The sequence below is a fragment of the Bradyrhizobium sp. CCBAU 53338 genome (genome assembly GCF_015291665.1).
In the GTDB taxonomy this organism is placed as follows: domain Bacteria; phylum Pseudomonadota; class Alphaproteobacteria; order Rhizobiales; family Xanthobacteraceae; genus Bradyrhizobium.
On the sequence record NZ_CP030048.1, the window covers coordinates 4,614,284 to 4,634,267 of the forward strand.

Here is a 19,984-nt window from a genome sequence, read left to right on the forward strand (position 1 = left end):
GGCCCCGCGATCATTCCTTTACGGCGCCGGTCATCGCCGACACATAGTACTCTACGAAGAAGGAATAAAGGATAACTACGGGGACCGAGCCGGTCAGGGCCGCCGCCATCAGGGCGCCCCAATGATAGACGTCGCCGTTGACGAGCTCGGTAATGGCGCCGACGGGGATCGTCTTGTTCTCCGAAGAGGAGATGAAGGTGAGCGCGTAGATGAACTCGTTCCAGGACAAGGTGAAGGCGAAGATGCCGGCCGAAATCACCCCCGGCAGCGACAGCGGCAGCGTGATCTTGACCAGAATCTGAAGCCGCGTCGCCCCGTCGATCAGGGCGCATTCCTCCAGCTCATAGGGAATGGTGCGGAAATAGCCCATCAGGAGCCAGGTGCAGAACGGGATCAGGAAGGTCGGATAGGTCAGGATCAGCGCCAGATTGCCGTCGAACAGACCGAGCTGGAACACGATCGCCGCCAGCGGAATGAACAGGATCGAGGGCGGCACGAGGTAGCCGAGGAAGATCGCAAGGCCGACATAGCGCGAGCCGGTATAGCGCAGGCGTTCAATCGCATAGGCCGCGCAGACACTCGCGAACAGCGAAATGAAGGTCGACGACACCGACACGATCACCGTGTTCCACATCCACAGCGGATAGTCGGTGTCGAAGAACAGCTTCTTGATGTGCTCCAGCGTCGGATGCGCGATCAGGAACGGATTGTACTTCTCGTAGTCGTACATCTCCGCGTCGGGTTTGAACGTCGTCACCGCCATCCAGTAGAACGGAAACAGCAGGAAGACGATGATCAGGCCGAGCGGGAGGTAAACCCGGAGAAACTTCTTCGGGAAGCTCTCCAGATAGTCCATTCCGACGCTTTGGTCTTCCATGGTCGTCATGGTCAGTCCCTCCCGCCCTGCTGCCAGCGTGAGCGCTGAAGCCCGAAGAAGCTAAGCAGGATCGCGGCAACCAGGAACGGGATCATCGCATTCGAGATCGCCGCGCCCTCGCCGAGATTGCCGCCGGTGATGGCACGCTGGAACGACAGCGTCGCCATCAGATGCGTGGCGTTGATCGGCCCGCCGCGCGTGATGGTGTAGATCAGCTGGAAGTCGGTGAACGTCATCAGCACCGAGAAGGTCATCACGACGGCGATGATCGGCGACAGCATCGGCAGCGTGATGTGGCGGAATCGCTGCAAGTTGGTGGCGCCGTCGAGATTGGCGGCCTCGTAGAGCGAGGGCGAGATCGTCTGCAACCCCGCCAGCAGCGTGATCGCCACAAACGGCACGCCGCGCCAGATATTGGCAAGCACGACCGACCAGCGCGCATTCCAGGGCTCGCCGAGGAATTCGATGTAGCTCGTGATCAGGCCGGCCTTGATCAGCACCCAGGAGATGATCGAGAACTGGCTGTCATAGATCCACCAGAACGCGATCGCCGACAGCACGGTCGGCACCACGAAGGGCAACAGCACGATGGCGCGGACCATCGACTTGAACGGCAGCCGCTCGTTGAGCAGCAGGGCCAGATAGAGTCCGATCGCGAATTTCACGATGCTCGCGAACACCGTGTAGAAGATGGTGTTGAACACCGAGAGCCAGAACACGCTGTCCTTGGACAGCGAGACGAAGTTCTGGAAACCGATGAAGCGGCCGACGCCGCCGATCTTGGTGTCGGTCATGCCGAGCCAGAAGCCGAGCGCCAACGGGTAAGCCAGAAACAGGATCAGGATGGCGATCGCCGGCACCATGAACATGGCGCCGAGAAAATTCCGGCTTTCGAAAGCCCTGCTCCACAGGCTGCTGCGCTTGAGCTGCACCGCGACGGGCTCGGCAATGACTGCCATGTCGGATTCCCCTAGAGAACGACGACGGCGGCGCCCAGCAAAGTGGACGCCGCCGTGCGTGCGGATCAGACCTGGTAGTAGCGCTTGGCACGCTCAGCAGCGCGCTTGGCTGCTTCCTGCGGCGTGGCCGAGCCGGAGGCGGCTTCAGCGAACATGTCGACCACGACGAAGTCGCCCATTACGGCGGCCGAGGCGTAGCCGAGATCGCCGGCATAACCGTTGTCGCGGCAGCGCTTCAGGCAGTCGCGATACGGCGTGATCTTGGGATCGGAGGTCCACACCGGGTTGTTGTTGTAGGCCGGGAGCGGCGGCGAGACGTAGCCGTTGGAGGCGACCTCCCACGCGTCGTAGTTCTCCTTGTCCATCATGAACTTGATGTATTCCTTGACCGCCTTCGGATACTTCGAGTGCTTGTAGCCGTAGTAGACGAGGACGTTCTGCTGCTCGGTCGCCACGCCCACGGGGCCGATCGGCATCGGCGCGTGGTCCATGTCCTTGGCGATCTCCTGCTGCTTCGGATCAGGCGAGGTCTTGCCCACGGTCCAGATCGAGATGCCGTTCAAGGTGAGGCTGAGCTCGCCGTTGAGGAACGCCTTGTTGTTGTTCGAGTCGTTCCACGACAACACGCCCGGAATGAAGGTCGCATAGAGCTGCTTGACGTATTCGATCGCGGCGATCGTCTCGGGCGAGTCGATAACGACCTCGTTCTTCTCGTTGACGACCTTGCCGCCGAACGCCCACAGAGCCCACTGGCACCAGCCGTTGGCATCGCCCGTGGCATGACCGAGCGCGAAGCCGGCCGGCGTATTGTTCTTCTTCAGCGCCTGGCAGAGCTTGAGGAAGCCGTCGGTATCCTTGGGAAACTGCTCGAAGCCTGCCGCCTTCATATGGCTGATGCGGTAGTTGAGGCAGCCGCCAGTCGCGCCTTGCGGAATGGCGATCCAGCTGTCGCCCTTCCTGCCGTAGCGCTCCGCCACCGGGTACCAGCCGCCATACTGCGCGCCGAGATAGGTGGCGACGTCGGTCACGTCAATCAGCTTCTCGGGGAATTTGAAGGGATCGTCGAGCGTACCGATGATGAGGTCGGGACCGGCACCGACATTGGCGGCGACCGCCGCCTTCGGCCGGATATCCTCCCAGCTCTCGGCCTCGAGCTTCACCTTGATGCCGGTCTTCTCGGAGAACTTCTTGGTCTGCTCCGCGAACTTGTCGAACTCGGCCTGGATGAACTGCTTCCAGCGCAGCACGCGGATGGAGGCATTCGGCTCCGGCGTGTTGGTCCACTCCGCCGCACGGACGGGGACGATACCTGGGCCAGCCAGCAACGCTGCACCGCCCAGGCCGGCTTTAAGCACACTTCGCCTGTCGAAATCGCTCATCATTCTCTCCCTGATTTTTTGATTGTATTTGGTCGTTCTGAAGTCGCTACAGACGTTTGCCTGTCGCCTCGTCAAACAGGTGAACCACGGTCGGATCCGGCTTCAACTTGACCTTGTCGCCCGGATTGAACTGGTGGCGCTCGCGGAAGACCGCGACGACCTGCTCGCCACCGACCTTCGCAAACACCTGCGTCTCCGAGCCGGTCGGCTCGACCACGACGATCTCGGCGTCGGCGCCGTCGTCGGCAATCGTGAAATGCTCGGGACGGACGCCGTAAACCACGGGCTTGCCGTCCGAGGCAGCCGGCGCGCTCTTGAGCGGCAGCTTGACGCCGTTCGGTCCCTCGAAGGTCGCAACGCCGTTGACGCGGATGTGCCCCTTCAGGAAATTCATGGCCGGCGAGCCAATGAAGCCGGCGACGAACTGGTTTTCCGGCCTGTCATAGAGTTCGAGCGGCGTGCCCATCTGCTCGACGATTCCGTCATGCATCACGACGATCTTGTCGGCCATGGTCATGGCCTCGATCTGGTCGTGGGTGACGTAGACGGTCGTGGTCTTGAGCCGCTGGTGCAGCTCCTTGATCTCCGTGCGCATGGCTACGCGCAGCTTGGCGTCGAGATTCGACAAGGGCTCGTCGAACAGGAACACCTGCGGATCGCGCACGATGGCACGGCCCATGGCGACGCGCTGGCGCTGACCGCCCGAAAGCTGACGCGGATAACGATCGAGCAGCGGCGACAGCGCGAGGATTTCGGCGGCGCGCTTGACGCGCTTGCCGATCTCGTCCGAGCCGGCATTCCGCAGCTTCAGCGAGAAGCCCATGTTCTCGGCGACGGTCATGTGCGGATAGAGCGCGTAGTTCTGGAACACCATCGCAATGTCCCGCTCCTTCGGCTGGACATTGTTGACGACGCGGTCGCCGATCGAAATCGTGCCCGACGTGATGTTCTCGAGACCGGCGAGCATGCGCAGAAGCGTCGACTTGCCGCAACCGGAAGGGCCAACCAGGACGACGAACTGGCCGTCCTCGATCGGGATCGACACGCCGTGCAGGACTTCAAAATTGCCGAACGATTTCCGCACGTCGCGGATTTGCACAGACGACATCTAGCTCCCTCCTCAGACCCGACGACGCAAACCTGGCGCCGCCACCGTCTTGTTTTTTCTGAACTTCGCCGACCCGAAGCCCCTCTTTAACAGGCGACATTGTCAGCAGTTTGCGCGGCTTTGGCAATTTCTCTTTGGTTAGTCGTTGCTGGTAGCGCTGTCAACGTTCCTTTGTTTGCGGGAGTGACTGTGTTAAGAGCAACAAATGGGTCGAAAGCGCACCAAGTCTGGCAAGATTCGGTTGGCGGAAGTGGCCGAGCTGGCCGGCGTCAGCCCGATTACCGCATCCCGCTTCTTCCGGAATCCCGAGGCGCTGTCGGTCGCCAAGCGGACGCGGGTCGAAAGCGCGGCGCGGGAGCTCGGCTATGTGCCCAACCTTGCGGCACGCGCGCTGGCCTCGCAGCGCACCGAGGTGATCGGTGTCTTGATTCCGTCACTGACCAACAACGTGTTTTCGGACGTGCTGCGCGGCATCTATGACGCCTCCGAAGGCAGCCGCTACTCGATCCAGCTCTCCAACACACGCTACAGCATTCTCCAGGAGGAGAAATTGCTGCGGCTGTTTCTGGCGCAGAAGCCGGCGGGACTCATCGTCACAGGCATCGACCAGACCGCGGAATCGCGCGCGATGCTGGAGGCGGCCGACTGCCCGATCGTGCAGATCATGGAAATCGGTCCCAACCCGGTCGACATGATGATCGGCTTTTCCCATTATGATGCAGCACGCGCGGCAATTGCCCATTTGTTCGCGCAGGGTCATCGCAGAATCGGCTTCGTCGGCGCCCGCATGGACCCCCGGGTCCAGCGCCGGCTCGACGGCTATGCCGCCGCCGTGAAAGACGCCGGCCTGTTCGACCAGAGGTTGATCGTGACGACGGCAACGCCGACTTCGGTGACGCTCGGCGGTGCGCTGTTCGCCGATCTGCTCGCGCGCGAGCCCGATATCGACGCGGTCTTCTGCGCCAATGACGACCTCGCGCTCGGCGTTCTCTTCGAATGCCGTCGCCGGGAGATCGCTGTCCCCGATCAGATCGCGATAGTCGGCTTCAACGACCTCGAATTCATGGCCTCTTCGGTGCCGACGCTCACGAGCGTAAGGACCAATCGTTACGAGATGGGCAGCACTGCTGCCGCGATGCTGATCGAGGCGATCGAAGGCAAGCGCCCCGAGGAGCCCGTGCTGGATCTCGGCTTTACCGTGATCGAGCGGCAGAGCTCGCAGACACAGCGGTCGGCAGCCAGCCCTCGCGCACCGGAATGGGTGCCAGCCGTACAAAATGATAGCGTTACCAACGACCCATGAGTAGTATCGCAATCGTGAGGAAACGTTCGCCAGCAGGCGGGCCGTCAAGACATGCTCGCGCTGCCGGGCATCGCACCGACCGACATCCGGGACGTCGATCCGTGCGTTTGCATTGAAGGAGAATCCAGTGACAAAAAAGCCAACCAATGGGCACGCGCCTGCCGGCAACGGCGCCCGCCGCCACCTTCGCTCGCAGGACTGGTTCAACAACCCGCATAATCCGGGCATGACCGCGCTCTATATGGAGCGCTATCTGAACTTCGGCCTCACCCGCGCCGAGCTCCAGTCCGGCAAGCCGATCATCGGCATCGCGCAGACCGGCAACGACCTCTCCCCTTGCAATCGTCACCATATCGAGCTGGCCCATCGCGTCCGCGAAGGCATCCGCGAGGCCGGCGGCATTGCGATGGAATTCCCGACCCACCCGATCCAGGAGACCGGCAAGCGCCCGACCGCGGCGCTCGACCGCAACCTCGCCTATCTCGGCCTGGTCGAGGTCCTCTACGGCTATCCGCTCGACGGCGTGGTCCTCACCACCGGCTGCGACAAGACCACACCCGCCTTGATGATGGCGGCGGCGACCGTCAACCTGCCGGCGATCGTGCTGTCGGGTGGCCCGATGCTCAATGGTTGGCACAATGGCGAGCGCACCGGCTCCGGCACCATCGTCTGGAAGTCGCGCGAGCGGCTTGCTGCCGGCGAGATCGACTATGAAGAGTTCATGGAGATCGTGGCGTCCTCGGCGCCTTCGGTCGGCCATTGCAACACCATGGGCACGGCCTCGACCATGAATGGCCTCGCCGAAGCGCTCGGCTTCTCGCTGCCGGGCTGCGCGGCGATCCCCGCCCCCTACCGTGAGCGCGGCCAGATCGCCTACGAGACCGGAAAACGCGCCGTCGAGATGGTCTGGGAAGATCTCAAGCCTTCGGACATCCTGACCCGCAAGGCGTTCGAGAACTGCATCGTCATCAATTCGGCGATCGGCGGCTCGACCAACGCGCCGATCCACATCAACGCGCTCGCCCGCCATATCGGCGTGGAACTGTCGATCGACGACTGGCAGAAGTTCGGCCACGACGTGCCGCTCTTGGTCAACATGCAGCCGGCCGGCTTCTATCTCGGCGAGGAATTCCACCGCGCCGGCGGCGTGCCGGCGGTGGTGCGCGAACTGATGAAGCACAAGCGCATCCACGAGGATGCGATCACCGTCAACGGCCGCGGCATCGGCGAGAACTGCAAGAACGCGGCCCAGCCCGACAACGACGTGATCTGGACTTACGACAAGCCGCTGGTGAAGGACGCCGGCTTCCTGGTGCTGAGGGGCAATCTGTTCGATTCCGCGATCATGAAGACGAGCGTGATCTCCAAGGAATTCCGCGATCGCTATCTCAACAACCCGAAGGATCTGAACGCCTTCGAGGGCCGCGCCGTCGTGTTCGAAGGCCCGGAGGACTATCACGAGCGGATCGACGATGCCTCGCTCGACATCGATGAGCACTGCGTGCTGTTCATCCGCGGCACCGGCCCGATCGGCTACCCCGGTGGCGCCGAGGTCGTGAACATGCAGCCGCCGGCGGCGCTGATCAAACGCGGCATCCTGTCCCTGCCCTGCATCGGCGACGGCCGCCAGTCCGGCACCTCGGGCTCGCCGTCGATCCTCAACGCCTCGCCGGAAGCCGCCGCCAACGGCGGGCTCGCGATCCTGAAGACCGGCGACAAGGTGCGTATCGACCTCAACAAGGGCAGCGCCAACATCCTGATCTCGGACGAGGAGCTGAAGAAGCGCCATGCCGGGCTCAAGGCCGCCGGCGGCTTCAAGCATCCGCCGAACCAGACGCCTTGGCAGGAGATCTATCGCAACACCGTCGGCCAGCAATCGACCGGCGCCTGCATGGAGCTCGCCACGCGCTACCAGAACGTCGCCTCGGCGTTTGGCGTGCCGCGGGATAATCACTAGCAACAACTGTCATTCCGGGGCGCGACGACGTCGCGAGCCCGGAATCCATAACCACCATCGTGATTATGGATTCCGGGCTCGCGCCAAGAGGCGCGCCCCGGGATGACGAACTCAAAGGAGAACAAGAACATGGCAGACCGCCTCAAGGGAAAGCGCGCCGTCATCACGGCTGCTGCGGCAGGCATCGGGCGCGCATGCGCGCTCGCGTTCGCGCGTGAGGGCGCAACCGTCATCGCCACCGACATCAACGAGGCCGGCATCGCCGGCCTGACCAAGGAAGGCATCGCCGAGGTCGCCAAGCTCGACGTCCGCAACACCGCCGACGTCAACGCCTTCGCCAAGCGCGTCGGCAAGATCGACATCCTGCTCAACGCGGCCGGTTTCGTCCACCACGGCACTATCCTGGAGTGCTCGGAAGAGGATTTTGACTTTTCGTTCGACCTCAACGTCAAGTCGATGCACCGGACCATCAAGGCGTTCCTGCCCGACATGCTCGCGGGCGGCGGCGGCAGCATCGTCAACATCTCGTCCTGCGCGGCGCTGCGGCCGCCAGCGAACCGCTACGTCTACAGCTCGTCGAAAGCCGCGGTGTCGCTGCTGACGCGTGCGGTCGCGCTCGACTTCATCACCAAGGGCATCCGCTGCAATTCGATCTGCCCGGGCACCGTCGAGACCCCCTCGATGCTCGATCGCGCTGCCGCGCAAGGCCCCCAGGGCAAGGAGATGTTCATCTCCCGCCAGAAAATGGGCCGGCTCGGCACCGCCGACGAAATCGCCAACATGGCGATCTATCTCGGCAGCGACGAGAGCGCCTTCACCACCGGTGTCGACCTCGTCGTCGACGGCGGCTACATGCTCTGACGCCCAAGGGTTCGGACAGGATCACATCTCATGAACAAGATTGATCTCAACGGCCGCGTCGCCGTCGTCACCGGCGGCGCGCAGGGCTTCGGCCGCGCCATCGCCGAGCGCTTCGTCGCCTCCGGCGCCAAGGTCGCGATCTGGGACTTTGACTCGATGCTGGCCGAGAAGACGGCGAAAGAGATCGGCGACAACGTCCGGGTATTCAAGGTCGACGTCACCGACACGGCGGGTGTCGAGCAGGCCCGCGATGCGACGCTCAAAGCCTTCGGCAAGATCGACATCCTTGTCAACAACGCCGGCATCGCCGGCGTCAACAAGCCGGTCTGGGAGACCGATCTCGAGGAATGGCGCAAGGTGCTGCGCATCAACCTCGACGGTCCCTTCATCGTCTGCAAGGCCATCGTGCCCGTGATGCTCGAGCAGAAATACGGACGCATCGTGAACATCGCCTCGATCGCCGGCAAGGAAGGCAATCCGAACGCCTCGCACTATTCAGCGTCCAAGGCCGGCCTGATCGCGCTGACGAAGTCGCTCGGCAAGGAGCTCGCCGCGCATGACATTCTCGTGAATGCGGTGACGCCGGCGGCGGCCAAGACCGCGATCTTCGACCAGATGACGCAGCAGCATATCGATTTCATGTTGTCGAAAATCCCCAAGGCCCGCTTCGTGCTGGTGGAGGAGCTCGCCGCGATGGTGAGCTGGCTTGCATCCGAAGACTGCGCGTTCTCGACCGGCGCCGTTTTCGACATCTCCGGCGGACGCGCAACCTATTGAGACTGCCATGATCCGGCAAGGTGGATGTCTGTGCGGCGCGGTGCGGTTCAAGGCGGAGGGCGAGCCGCTGAACGTGCGCATCTGCCATTGTCGCATGTGCCAGAAGGCGATGGGCTCACCTTATTTCGCCCGCGCCCAGTTCGACCAGAAAGCCTTGAGCGTCGAGGGTGACACCGGTCGATACGCATCGTCCGAAAACATCGATCGCGTGTTCTGCAAGACATGCGGCACGCGGCTGTTCTCCTGGCGACGCAACGGCACGCTGGCGGGCGTCGCGCTCGCGACCTTCGACGACCGCAACGCGTTCGCGCCGACAGAGCACATATGGGTCTCGGAAAAGCTCGCCTGGGTGAAGCTCGACGACGGCCTGAAGCAATATCAGGGGACGATTCCGGCCTGACGCCGATCATTTGCAGCGTGGCAATTCGGAACCGGCCACCCTATGCTGGCCTGAAGCGTTGCTGCACCGCCGGTTTGGCCAGGTCGTCTGCAAGGCAACAGGCAGAACCGGGACAGCCGACGTGAACATTTCCTTCTATGACCTCTCGGTGTGGGTGCTGCCGCTGGTGCTCGCCATCACCCTCCACGAGGCCGCGCACGGCTTCGTCGCGCACCGGCTCGGCGACAACACCGCCTGGCAGCTCGGCCGCGTCAGCTTCAATCCGCTCCGCCACATCGATCCGTTCGGCACCCTGATCCTGCCGGCGATGCTGCTGTTTGCGCATTCGCCGTTCCTGTTCGGCTATGCCAAGCCGGTGCCGGTGAATTTTCGCAACCTCAACAATCCCAGGCTGGACATGGTCTGGGTTGCCCTGGCCGGTCCCATCACCAACATCCTGCTGGCGTTGTTGGCCGGTCTCGCGCTCCACGCCTTACCTTTGGCGCCGGCGGGCTCGGCGCAATGGATCTTCGACAACCTCAAGAATGCGCTGCTGATCAACGCCGTGCTGGCGGTCTTCAACATGATGCCGATCCCACCGCTCGACGGCGGGCGGGTCGCGGTCGGGCTGCTGCCCCGGCCGCTTGCTCTGCCTCTGGCGCGGCTCGAGCCGTTCGGCATGATGATCCTGATCGCGCTGTTGATCCTGCTGCCGCTGGCCGGTTCCCGGTTCGGTCTAAATCTTGATGTTATTTCAGCAATACTGCGAACGTTGACCGGTTATGTGATTCAAGCTGTTCTCTTAGCTACAGGCAATGCGTAGTTGAATCCGTACCCCGCCACAGACACTTGAAGACAAAGCCGAAGGGCCAGAGGCCAACTTGGTCAAAGCTGCCGATATGCTGATCGCGCGACGCGCCGACACCCGTGCCCGCGCCGATTTCGCCACCTGGAAGATGATGGCGAAGCTCAACGGGCTGTCGGCGCTGCCTCCGGACGCACAGGGCTTCCTCGACGGCTACAAGAAGCTGCTGGAGCGGATGAGCGAGGACGAGGCCTCCGAGGCCACCATCGCCGAGGTCTACAAATCCTACTATCTGGAGATGGGCGGCGGTGGGAACCCGCCCGACGTCCGCACCCGGCCAGCCGAACCGGGGACGGACAATGTTACCGCCTTCCGGCGCCCCGCGCCCAAGGCGAAGAAGGCCGCGATGTTCGGGGCGACCATGTTCGGCGGAACCGAGAAGCGGCCCCTCCCGGTGGCCCTGATCTTCGCCTGCCTGGTCGTGGTCTACGTCTCGATCAAGTTCTACTGGCGCTGACGGCCGGCTATTTCGCCGGCTTCTTGAAATTCACCGGCAGGCTGAAGGCGAACTGATCTTCCGTGAGTTCTGCCGGCGGCGCCGGGACGGGATCCGAGCGGCGCACCATCGAGATGGCTTCATTGTCGAAGGCGGGGTCGCCCGAGGATTGCGACACATCGACGGACACGACATTGCCGCGACGGTTCAGGACCAGGCTGAGCTTGACCGTCGTCGTCTTGCTCTTGTCCTTGGGATAGCGCTTGTGCAACTCGAAATAGGCGCTGATGCGCTTGCCCCATTCGGCCGTCAGCTTGCGGATATCCTTGCCGATGCCCTGATGCGGGGCAGCCGCCTTCTCGTCCTCGCGCGCGTTCTCGTTCAGCGCCTGCCGCGCCGATTCCTGGGCGTTCGGCATCTCCTCGACGGCCTGGGTTTCGACCTTGGCCACCTTCGTGGTCTCCTCGACCGGCTTCTTGGAGTCGTTCTCGGTGACGAGGCGATCCGGGTCCTCGGCCTCTTGAGGGATTTCCTTCGGCAGGTCGGTTTCTTTCACCTCGGCCTGCTGCTGCATCTGCTGCGGCTGGTACTGCGAGGCCTCGCTGTCCGGCCCCGGCGGCAGATCCGTCTCGGGGAGCTTTGGCGAGGTCATTTCGACGGCGTATTCCGCGCCGTTGGCACCGAGGCCATCGTCACCGTCATCGGGGCGGAGGTTGGCGAGCGCCAGCGCGGCCCCGCCAAGATGCAGGCCAACCGCCACCACGGCGGCCAGGATCCACAACGGCCGCGAGGATTTTGCCTCGAACACAGGGTCGGTCATCGCGCCGCCATCAGGGTTGGACTGCCCCTTGCGCCGGCCCCGCCGCCGCAGGAGGTGCCTCGAGCGCCACCAGCTTGATCCGAGAATAGCCGCCGGCGCGGAGGATTTCCATGACGCCCATCAACTCGCCGTAAGGCACGACCTTGTCGGCGCGCAGGAACACGTATTTGTCCTTGCTCATGTCGGCGAGTGCGTCGAGCGAGCTGACGAGATCGGCGCGCTTGACCGCATTTTCGCCGATCGCCAGCGTCAGATCGGGCTTGATGCTGACATAGGTCGGCTTGTCCGGCTTTTTCTGCGGCGTCGCGCTCGAGGTCGGCAAATCGATCGGCAGATCGACCGTCGACAACGGTGCCGCGACCATGAAGATGATCAGCAGCACCAGAATGACGTCGATGAACGGCGTGACGTTGATGTCATGCGTTTCCGAGAAATCGTCGTCGTCATCGTTGTCGGTGAGCGAAACAGCCATGGCCTACTCCGCCGCGCGCGAATGCGCGCTGCCGTGGCTGCGATCGAGATCGCGCGACAACAGCCGAGCTGCCGCCCCCGAGGCGCGGCTGACGAGTTCGAGATAGCCCTTCGTGACGCGCGAGAAGTGATTGTAGATGATGACGGCAGGGATTGCCGCGACGAGGCCGATGGCGGTGGCGAGCAGCGCCTCGGCGATGCCGGGGGCGACGACAGCAAGATTGGTCGTCTGCGACTTCGAAATGCCGATAAAACTGTTCATGATACCCCACACGGTGCCGAACAGGCCGACGAAGGGCGACGTCGAGCCGATGGTCGCGAGGAAGCCCATGCCGATGCGGATGCGGCGCTGTTCGGCTCGCATGATCTCGGCGAAGCTCGACGCCGCACGCTCCTTGATGCCGATGTCGCTGGAGAGCCCGGCCGACATCCGTGCCTCACGCAGTGCCGCTGCGAGGAAGGACGGAAGGATGCCCTGCTTGGTGCCGAGCGCCATCTGCGCTTCCGCGAGCGAGCGCACCTCGGCAATCTTCTTCAGCGCCGAGCGCAGCTTGGCCGACGCGACCGACAGCTCGATCGACTTCGCGATGAAGACAGTCCAGGTCACGAGCGAAGCGAAAGCAAGCCCGATCATCACCGCCTTCACGATGACGTCCGCCGACATGAACATCACCCAGGGCGACAATTCCTTCATGGCCGGCGCGATGCCGGCCTTCGGAGCCGCCTCGGATGCCGGGGCCACGGCAACGTTAGTCGCAGGCGCACCGGGCGTCGCGGCGACAGGCGCAGCAGCGGGAGCCGTCGTCGATGGTGCAGGCGCGGCAACCGCGCTTGGTTGCACCGTGGCAGCGGGAGCGGCCGGCGCCGGCTGGGCCGCCACAGGCGCCGATGCGGCCGCAGGTCGGGCCGGCGCGACCGGCTGGGTTTGTGTTTGGGCAGAAACGGGGACTGCGAGCCAGGTGGCCGTCAGCAGCACGGCTGCAGCGAGGCTAGCTCGGAAAGATGTGATCTTCATACTTCGGCCCAGGTGCGAATGAGATTGTGATAGATACCCGTCAATTTGACCGTTTCGGGATCGTCACGCCCGAGCCGTGTCACCAGCGCCTGAATGGCGGTGTCGAGGTCGAAGATCATGCTGCGGGCTTGATCGTCCCGTATCATGCTCTGGAGCCAGAAGAAAGACGCAACCCGCGCCCCCCTGCTCACCGGAGTGACCAGATGCAGGCTGGTCGAGGGATAGAGCACGCAGTCCCCGGCTGGCAACTTGACTTCGTGCGAGCCGTAGGTGTCCTCGATCACAAGTTCGCCACCGTCGTAATCCTCGGGCTCGCTGAGGAACAGCGTGACCGACAGATCGGTGCGGATGCGGAGGCCGGTCAGGCGGTCGCCGCGGATCGCGTTGTCGACATGCAGGCCGAAATGGTGGCCGCTGCTGGCCGCATAGCGGTTGAACAGCGGCGGAAAGATCTGGAGCGGGATGGCCGCTGCCAGAAATCGCGGGTTCGCGGTCAACGCCGAGATGATGCGATTGCCGAGCTTGCGCGCGACCTCGCTGTCTGGCGGCAATTGTTCGTTGCGCTTGACCATCGCCGACTGCGCGCCCGCCGTGGAGCGGCCGTCTTCCCATTCGGCGGCGTCCATGACGCGGCGGAACTCCGTTACGTCATCCTTGCTCAGGACGCCTTCTATGCATGTCAGCATGGCACCTCGTCGTTACTCCATCAGTAGCGTGCAGAGATCGTCAGATAGGCGGCACGTCCCGGTGCTTCCAGCACGAAGGGTGCAGCGCTCTGGTACAATGCGTCGTAATAGCGCTTGTCGAAGATGTTGTTCACATACACCTTCAGCCGCCAGTTCTTGTTGATCTTCGCTTCCGCGAATGCATCGAAGCGCCAATAGCTCGGAATCGACGTGCCCTGGTTGGCCGCAAGCAAGGTGCCGCCGTAGATCTTCGAGCGGTACACCGCCTGCCCGCCAAGCTCCCAGGTGTCGTTGAACTGGTACTTCGTGAGCATGCTGAAGGACTGATGTGCGATGTTGGCGAGCGGCAGCCCGACATTCGACGCAAAGAGCGTCGAATTGGCGGGCGGTGCCAGCGATTTCGTGACCTCCGATTGCATCAGCACGAGGCCGCCGAACACGCTCCACTTGTCCGTGATCTTTCCGCCCACGCCGAGATCGATGCCGCGGACACGATAGGCCGCGCCAGCGGTGACGCAGGAGACGGTGGTTGCCGGAGCGACGGGCGCATAGGTGCAGCCCAGCGCCGCAGCGGCGGCCGCGCTGCCGACATTCTGCGCCTCGCGCGCGTTCTCCTTGGTCGTCTGGAACAGCGCAGCTGTCAGAAGGAGGTGACGGTCGAACAGCTCCCACTTGGTGCCGAGTTCGATCGCCTTGTTCTTCTCGGGCCCGAAGATCTGGTTGTTGCCTCCGGCGAGGTTCGGATTGATGCCGCCATAGGCCGTGCTGGTGCCGTCGAACTCGGAGCCCACCGGGTTGGCTGAAGTCGCATAGGCCACATAGACGCTGCCATTCGGCAGCGGCTTCAGCGTGAGGCCGAGGTTGAAATCCGGGACCAGGAACTCCGCCGACTGCTGACCGAAGGCGCCGGCCGCCGTGTAGGCCGACGTCTTGATGCTGTAATCGTCATAGCGGAAGCCGCCATTGAGGATCAGGACGTCGCGATAATTCGCGCTGTCCACCACGTAGCCGCTGACGGTATCAATCTTGATCTTGGTCGGTCTGCCCGTCAGGCCTGACGGGATCCCGAACGGAATGTCTGTATACTGCGGCCAGAAGACACTGACACCGGGCAGCGAACCAGTACCGGTGAAACTTGTCGTTCCGGTCGTGATCTCGGAGCCAAGCCCCGTGTAGCTGTCGATCGACGATCGCTCGTTGTTGTATTCAATGCCTGCAAGCAGCGTGTGCTTGAAGCCGGTGTAGTCGTCGAACTTGTACGTCGCCTCGGTCTGATTGGCGAACACATCCGTGGCTTGGTATCGGCTCTGGGGGTTGGCAGAAAGCGTCCACAATGCCGGACTGTTGCTGGTGATGACCGGCGATTCCGGCAGGGTACCTATGTAGTTCTGCGTCGAGTGCGATTCCCGAATCTTGTTTGTCAGCGACAGATCTGGCGTGATCTGGATCTCGGCATTGATGGTACCGATGTCCTGGCCGGTCCTGTAGAAGTCGCGATTGACGAAGCCGTAGAAATTGTTGCGGTTGACGCCGAAGTCGGGGAACGGCCCGCCGGCAGTGCTCGCCGTGCTTGGCCGATAATAGGGCACGCCGAAATCCGGAATACCGGTCAGTTCGGTGTGGACGTAGTTTGTCGTGATCTTGATGGCGTCGGTCGGCTTCCAGGTGGTCGCGACAAACGCGCCGTCGCGGTTGTCCTTGATGCGGTCCCTTCCCGCAACGTCCGCATCCTGGAACAGGCCGCCGGCACGAACGGCCAGCGTCGGCGAGATCACCTGGTTGACGTCGAGGGTCACACGCTTGGTCTGGTCCGTGCCAAACGTGGTGTCCATGTCGTAGAAACTCTTTTCCGTCGTGGCCTGCTTGGTCACGATGTTGATCGCGCCACCTGCGGTACCGCGACCGGAGAAGGACGAGGCCGGGCCACGCAGGATCTCGACCTGCTCGGTGAAGAAATTCTCGCGGACGCTGACACCGGCGTCGCGCACACCGTCGATGAAGATGTCGTTGCGCGCGTCGAAACCGCGGATGAAGAAGCGGTCGCCAAAGGCGTTGCCGCCCTCGCCCGAGCCGAGCGTGACGCCGGCCGTGCTCAGAATCGCCTGCTTCAACGACGTGGCGCCCTTGTCTTCCAGAACCTCTTTCGACAGCACCGTCACCGACCTCGGCGTGTCGACCAGCTTCTCCGGAAACTTGCCGCTGGCCTGCACGTGATCGACCTTGTAGGGCGCGGCGGGATCCGCATAGGGATTGCGATCGGCAGCCGGTGCATTCGCATCGACGATGGGGGCACTCGCGGCCTGTTGACGTTGCTGGGCGGCACGGCGCAGCGCGTTTCGGGCGCGGACCTGGTCGGACGTCGGTTTCGCCGTGGTGGACCGCGGCCGCTCCTTCGGCGCGTCGACGTTCACGGGTGGTAGAGATGTTTGCTGGGCCTGGGCTCCACTCGAGACAGATGCGACCGCAATCAGGCTGGCAACCGTCGAAACAGTCTTGCCGGTCGCGGCCTCGAAATTGCCGCCCGATGCTCGCCGTGCCGCGCTCGAACGCAACGACCGCGGAGTCCTCGCCGTACCCATCCTACGCCCCATTCCGTTTCTGCAATGTGTCGCATTGCGACAATGCGACACATTGGTCGTATCGAGCGCAGCAATGAGGGTCAACGAAGTCACGGCTACAGCAACTTTGAATCGATCCAGATCAAAACGATTCTAAACTCGAGTTTGAAATGGTTCTAAACTTGATCTTGTAAGCGTTCTAAACTGGAGCCGATGTTCGTCCTTGCGATGCAGATTGTCCGCGCATCGCGATCGGTCCTTCGGAAGCTGCGGGACGCCTGCCGTGGCAGGCATCCCCGATTTGAAGCGGCGCAATCAGAACTTCATCAGAACTTGGCCGTCGTGATGATGTAGAACGCGCGCCCCGGCGCGACCGCGACGAACGGCACCGCGCTGCGATAGAGCGTGTCGTAATAGAGCTTGTTGGTGAGGTTCTGCGCGTAGAACTTCATCGTCCAGTTCTTGTCGATCTTCTTCTCGACGAACGCATCGAAACGCCAATAGCTCGGCAGAAGGTTGCCGGTGTTCGCCGCGAAGGTGCCGCCATAGACCTTCGAGCGGTACACCGCCTGGCCACCGACTTCCCAATCGCCGTCGAACTTGTATTTGGTCAGCATGCTGAACGACTGGTGCGCGACGTTGGCGAGCTGAAGGCCGATGTTGGACGCAATGTTGCTCTGTGTGACCTTGGACTGCATCAGCACCAGGCCGCCGAACACGCTCCAGCGATCGGTGATCCTGCCCTCGGCCTCGATGTCGATGCCCTGGATGCGGTAGGCCGCGTTCGAGGTGAGCACGCCCGAAGCGTTCGTCTCGCGTGCATTGTCCTTGGTGGTCTGGAACAGCGCCGCTGTGACCAGCAGATGACGATCGGCGAGCTCCCATTTGGTGCCGAATTCGGCCGCCTTGTTGCGCTCGGGCCCGAGCAGGACGGCGGTGTTGGCGGGAACGCCGCCGTAGTCGGTACCGGTCGCGTCGAGCTCCGAGCCGAACGGATTGGCCGAGGTCGCATAGGCCGCATAGATGCTGCCGATCGACGTCGGCTTGTAGACCAGGCCGACATTGTAGTTGACCAGATCGGAGTTCATTTTCAGATAGGCCGAATTGGTCGACGAGCTCATGTTGTAGCCGTCGTAGCGGACGCCACCGTTCAGGATGATGGTGTCCTGCCAGTTCGCGGTGTCCATCACGTAGATGCTGCTGGTGTTGACGCCATAGCGCGTCGGATTGCCCGTCAGCGACGGCGTCCCGAAGGGAGCGTAGGTGTATTGCGGCGAGTAGAGATTGACCCCCGAAACGGCGCCGTTGCTGGTAAACCCCGCGCCCGCCAATTCCGACGAGAGACCCGCATAGCGGTCGATCGAGACGTTCTCGTTGGTGTATTCGACACCGAACACCGCGGTGTGCTTGACCCCGCCGGTATCGAGCTTGAACGTGGCCTCGTTCTGGTTCGCCCACACGTCCACGGTCTGGTAGCGGCTCTGCGCGCTCGCCGTCGTGGTCCATAGCAGCGGGTTGGAATTGGTCGTGACCGGGTTCTGCGGCAGCGTGCCGATGTAGTTGAGCAGCGAATGCTCGCCGCGTACCTTGCTGGTCAGAGTGATGGCTTCGTTGACCTTGTACTCCGCCGTCCCGGTGCCGAAATCCTGCCGCGCGGTCTGGAAATCGCGGTTGAGGAAGCCGTACCAGGTCTCGCGCGGAATGCCGGCCGACGTCACCGGCACGTTGCCTTGCTTGTAATAGGGCACGCCGAAATCGGGATAGCCGCTGAGATCGGTGTGGACGTAGTTCGTCGTGATCTTGATGTCGTTGGTCGGGGTGTACTTGGTCGACAGGAAGGTGCCCCAGCGATCGTCGGTCACGTAGTTGCGGCCGGCGACATTGGCATCCTGGAACAGACCTCCGGTGCGCACCGAGAAGGTCGGGTCGACGACCTGGTTGACGTCAAGCGTGATGCGCTTGGTCATGTCGGTGCCGAACTCGGTGTCCATTCGCTTGAAGTTGACGTCGCCGGCCTGCTTGGTGACGATGTTGATGGCGCCGCCGGCGGTGCCGCGACCGGCATAGGACGACGCCGGGCCGCGCAGGATCTCGATCTGCTCGGTGAAGAAATTCTCGCGGATCGACACGGCGGGATCGCGGATGCCGTCGATGAAGACGTCGTTGCGCGCGTCGAAGCCGCGGATGAAGAAACGGTCGCCGAAGGCGTTGCCGCCTTCGCCCGACCCCAGCGTCACGCCCGCGGTCGAGCGCCCGATCTCCTTCAGCGTCGTCGCGTTCTTGTCCTCGAGCACTTCCTTGCTGAGCACCGTGATCGTCTTAGGCGTGTTGAGCATCGGCTCGGGAAACTTGCCGGAAGCCTGGACGTGATCGACCTTGTAGGGCGCGGCCGGATCGGCATAGGGATTGCGATCGACGGCGCCGGCCGGGGCCGGCGCCGCAGCAGCGGCCTGCTGCGCCTGCTGGCGCTGCGCAGCACGCCGAAGCGCGTCGCGCGCACGCACCTGCTCCGGTGTCGGCTTCGAGGCTGACGGGCGCGGACGCTCGACAGGGGCATCGACGTTCACCGGCGGCAGGCTCGACTGCTGCGCCTGCGCACCGCTCGACACCGAGGCCACCGCGATCAGACCAGCGACGACTGAGGTCGCCTTGCCGGAATTGCCATCGAGCTTCTCTTCAACCGAATTTCTTGCCGCGATCGCACGCAGCGATCGCGGAGCCACCACGAGCCCCATTCCAACACACCCCATTCCAAATTCGTCGATACGCAACATGCGCGACGAACGATGAGGCGGTGCTATCGACCGCAAAAAATCAGGTCAATGCAACGAGGGCCGCAAGAGCGCTTGAATACGTCTAGATCAAATCGATTCTAAACTTCGATTTTGGAATCGCTGAAATGTAGCGCGACACATTGATGCAGATAGACATCGAAGCGCTTGCCTTCCCGCAACATCTCGCGCAGCCGTCAGTCGCCGCTCGGCGGCTTCATCAGCGAGAACAATTCGTCGACGGTGCGCTGCGCCGTCGCGCGGACGCGATCGGTATCGTCCATGCCGGCGATGTTGACGCCGTTGACGACGGCCTTGATCTCGTCGCGGAAGTCGGTGAGGAAACGCAAGGGATCGCGCTGCTCGTTGGCGACGCGCGCGATCAGCCCCGTGATCAAGATCTGGCACGCGATCAGCTTACCGTTCAATTCGTCCATTCCGCACTCCTGATGTGGCGGCGCTGATATGGACGAGGCTGATTTTGCTGACAACCGAAACGCCGCCTGGCCGGTTTAGAACCGTTCTCGCGAGCCTGGTTCGCTCGCCTCGCGGCCAGGCGCCGCCTCCACCTCTCGTTGCCTCGCCCACGCCGCCCGCGAGCACTGCCTATCTTTTGCACGCTCTTTGCTCGTCAGGGAAAAATGCAGCACTGCACACCGCTGCGTCACCCGCCTGCCTACGGGGTGCAAAGCTTTCCAATTGTTTAGGTTTCTCAACGGATAGTGCTGTTTACACTGGAACTTGGCGTGTATTATACAAGCT

General features: G+C 62.8%; 18 protein-coding genes. 7 read left to right on the plus strand and 11 right to left on the minus strand.

Annotation, left to right across the window (positions count from 1 at the left end):
* Window positions 1-10: 10 nt before the first annotated feature.
* From XH90_RS21845 to XH90_RS21860, 4 genes are all read right to left on the minus strand, one after another.
* Window positions 11-886, minus strand: coding sequence for a carbohydrate ABC transporter permease (locus tag XH90_RS21845; RefSeq protein ID WP_194476403.1), 876 nt, complete (start codon window positions 884-886; stop codon window positions 11-13).
* 2 nt (window positions 887-888) lie between these two features.
* Complete coding sequence (locus tag XH90_RS21850) at window positions 889-1,836, minus strand: carbohydrate ABC transporter permease (RefSeq protein ID WP_194476404.1); 948 nt, start codon at window positions 1,834-1,836, stop codon at window positions 889-891.
* Window positions 1,837-1,901: 65 nt separating this feature from the next.
* Window positions 1,902-3,215 (minus strand): ABC transporter substrate-binding protein, encoded by a 1,314-nt coding sequence (locus XH90_RS21855; RefSeq protein WP_194476405.1) that lies wholly within the window; start codon window positions 3,213-3,215, stop codon window positions 1,902-1,904.
* A 46-nt stretch (window positions 3,216-3,261) separates the two neighbouring features.
* Window positions 3,262-4,323, minus strand: a complete 1,062-nt coding sequence (locus tag XH90_RS21860) for an ABC transporter ATP-binding protein (protein ID WP_194476406.1) — start codon at window positions 4,321-4,323, stop codon at window positions 3,262-3,264.
* A gap of 205 nt (window positions 4,324-4,528) precedes the next feature.
* On the opposite strand from XH90_RS21860, the gene XH90_RS21865 reads away from it, so the two are divergent.
* The 7 genes from XH90_RS21865 to XH90_RS21895 all read left to right on the plus strand — a co-directional run bounded on the left by XH90_RS21865 (window position 4,529) and on the right by XH90_RS21895 (window position 10,922).
* Entirely contained in the window at window positions 4,529-5,626 is a 1,098-nt protein-coding gene (locus XH90_RS21865) for a LacI family DNA-binding transcriptional regulator (protein WP_194476407.1), read from the plus strand.
* Between the two features lie 127 nt (window positions 5,627-5,753).
* Entirely contained in the window at window positions 5,754-7,583 is a 1,830-nt protein-coding gene (locus tag XH90_RS21870; RefSeq protein WP_194476408.1) for an IlvD/Edd family dehydratase, read from the plus strand.
* 129 nt (window positions 7,584-7,712) lie between these two features.
* Window positions 7,713-8,444, plus strand: coding sequence for an SDR family oxidoreductase (locus XH90_RS21875; protein ID WP_194476409.1), 732 nt, complete (start codon window positions 7,713-7,715; stop codon window positions 8,442-8,444).
* 30 nt (window positions 8,445-8,474) lie between these two features.
* Window positions 8,475-9,221 (plus strand): SDR family NAD(P)-dependent oxidoreductase, encoded by a 747-nt coding sequence (locus XH90_RS21880; protein ID WP_194476410.1) that lies wholly within the window; start codon window positions 8,475-8,477, stop codon window positions 9,219-9,221.
* Window positions 9,222-9,228: 7 nt separating this feature from the next.
* On the plus strand, window positions 9,229-9,621 hold the full coding sequence (locus XH90_RS21885; protein ID WP_194476411.1) for a GFA family protein: 393 nt from the start codon (window positions 9,229-9,231) through the stop codon (window positions 9,619-9,621).
* Between the two features lie 121 nt (window positions 9,622-9,742).
* Window positions 9,743-10,423 carry a site-2 protease family protein gene (locus tag XH90_RS21890; protein WP_194482759.1) on the plus strand — a complete coding sequence of 227 codons (681 nt, stop codon included), beginning with the start codon at window positions 9,743-9,745 and terminating at the stop codon, window positions 10,421-10,423.
* A gap of 76 nt (window positions 10,424-10,499) precedes the next feature.
* The gene (locus XH90_RS21895; RefSeq protein ID WP_194482760.1) at window positions 10,500-10,922 is read left to right on the plus strand and encodes a hypothetical protein; all 423 of its coding nucleotides are present in this window, start codon (window positions 10,500-10,502) and stop codon (window positions 10,920-10,922) included.
* Window positions 10,923-10,929: 7 nt separating this feature from the next.
* Here the strand turns inward: XH90_RS21895 and XH90_RS21900 are convergent, their stop codons facing one another.
* From XH90_RS21900 to XH90_RS21930, 7 genes are all read right to left on the minus strand, one after another.
* Window positions 10,930-11,721, minus strand: coding sequence for an energy transducer TonB (locus XH90_RS21900; RefSeq protein WP_194476412.1), 792 nt, complete (start codon window positions 11,719-11,721; stop codon window positions 10,930-10,932).
* Between the two features lie 10 nt (window positions 11,722-11,731).
* The gene (gene exbD, locus XH90_RS21905; protein ID WP_194476413.1) at window positions 11,732-12,193 is read right to left on the minus strand and encodes a TonB system transport protein ExbD; all 462 of its coding nucleotides are present in this window, start codon (window positions 12,191-12,193) and stop codon (window positions 11,732-11,734) included.
* Between the two features lie 3 nt (window positions 12,194-12,196).
* Window positions 12,197-13,207 (minus strand): tonB-system energizer ExbB, encoded by a 1,011-nt coding sequence (exbB, locus tag XH90_RS21910; RefSeq protein WP_194476414.1) that lies wholly within the window; start codon window positions 13,205-13,207, stop codon window positions 12,197-12,199.
* On the minus strand, window positions 13,204-13,893 hold the full coding sequence (locus XH90_RS21915) for a Fe2+-dependent dioxygenase (protein WP_194476415.1): 690 nt from the start codon (window positions 13,891-13,893) through the stop codon (window positions 13,204-13,206). The genes exbB and XH90_RS21915 overlap by 4 nt, the downstream gene beginning before the upstream one ends.
* Before the next feature lie 20 nt (window positions 13,894-13,913).
* Window positions 13,914-16,472 carry a TonB-dependent siderophore receptor gene (locus XH90_RS21920; RefSeq protein WP_194476416.1) on the minus strand — a complete coding sequence of 853 codons (2,559 nt, stop codon included), beginning with the start codon at window positions 16,470-16,472 and terminating at the stop codon, window positions 13,914-13,916.
* A gap of 305 nt (window positions 16,473-16,777) precedes the next feature.
* On the minus strand, window positions 16,778-19,186 hold the full coding sequence (locus XH90_RS21925; protein ID WP_194476417.1) for a TonB-dependent siderophore receptor: 2,409 nt from the start codon (window positions 19,184-19,186) through the stop codon (window positions 16,778-16,780).
* A gap of 233 nt (window positions 19,187-19,419) precedes the next feature.
* Entirely contained in the window at window positions 19,420-19,659 is a 240-nt protein-coding gene (locus tag XH90_RS21930) for a hypothetical protein (RefSeq protein ID WP_194476418.1), read from the minus strand.
* Window positions 19,660-19,984 lie beyond the last annotated feature (325 nt).

What these genes read in the sequence shown, in the direction of transcription:
- XH90_RS21845 (WP_194476403.1), bottom strand. Translation starts at nt 886, where the DNA reads ATGACGACCATGGAAGACCAAAGCGTCGGAATGGACTATCTGGAGAGC.
- XH90_RS21850 (WP_194476404.1), bottom strand. Translation starts at nt 1,836, where the DNA reads ATGGCAGTCATTGCCGAGCCCGTCGCGGTGCAGCTCAAGCGCAGCAGC.
- XH90_RS21855 (WP_194476405.1), bottom strand. Translation starts at nt 3,215, where the DNA reads ATGAGCGATTTCGACAGGCGAAGTGTGCTTAAAGCCGGCCTGGGCGGT.
- XH90_RS21860 (WP_194476406.1), bottom strand. Translation starts at nt 4,323, where the DNA reads ATGTCGTCTGTGCAAATCCGCGACGTGCGGAAATCGTTCGGCAATTTT.
- XH90_RS21865 (WP_194476407.1), top strand. Translation starts at nt 4,529, where the DNA reads ATGGGTCGAAAGCGCACCAAGTCTGGCAAGATTCGGTTGGCGGAAGTG.
- XH90_RS21875 (WP_194476409.1), top strand. Translation starts at nt 7,713, where the DNA reads ATGGCAGACCGCCTCAAGGGAAAGCGCGCCGTCATCACGGCTGCTGCG.
- XH90_RS21880 (WP_194476410.1), top strand. Translation starts at nt 8,475, where the DNA reads ATGAACAAGATTGATCTCAACGGCCGCGTCGCCGTCGTCACCGGCGGC.
- XH90_RS21885 (WP_194476411.1), top strand. Translation starts at nt 9,229, where the DNA reads ATGATCCGGCAAGGTGGATGTCTGTGCGGCGCGGTGCGGTTCAAGGCG.
- XH90_RS21895 (WP_194482760.1), top strand. Translation starts at nt 10,500, where the DNA reads ATGCTGATCGCGCGACGCGCCGACACCCGTGCCCGCGCCGATTTCGCC.
- XH90_RS21900 (WP_194476412.1), bottom strand. Translation starts at nt 11,721, where the DNA reads ATGACCGACCCTGTGTTCGAGGCAAAATCCTCGCGGCCGTTGTGGATC.
- exbD (WP_194476413.1), bottom strand. Translation starts at nt 12,193, where the DNA reads ATGGCTGTTTCGCTCACCGACAACGATGACGACGACGATTTCTCGGAA.
- exbB (WP_194476414.1), bottom strand. Translation starts at nt 13,207, where the DNA reads ATGAAGATCACATCTTTCCGAGCTAGCCTCGCTGCAGCCGTGCTGCTG.
- XH90_RS21915 (WP_194476415.1), bottom strand. Translation starts at nt 13,893, where the DNA reads ATGCTGACATGCATAGAAGGCGTCCTGAGCAAGGATGACGTAACGGAG.
- XH90_RS21920 (WP_194476416.1), bottom strand. Translation starts at nt 16,472, where the DNA reads ATGGGTACGGCGAGGACTCCGCGGTCGTTGCGTTCGAGCGCGGCACGG.
- XH90_RS21925 (WP_194476417.1), bottom strand. Translation starts at nt 19,186, where the DNA reads ATGGGGCTCGTGGTGGCTCCGCGATCGCTGCGTGCGATCGCGGCAAGA.
- XH90_RS21930 (WP_194476418.1), bottom strand. Translation starts at nt 19,659, where the DNA reads ATGGACGAATTGAACGGTAAGCTGATCGCGTGCCAGATCTTGATCACG.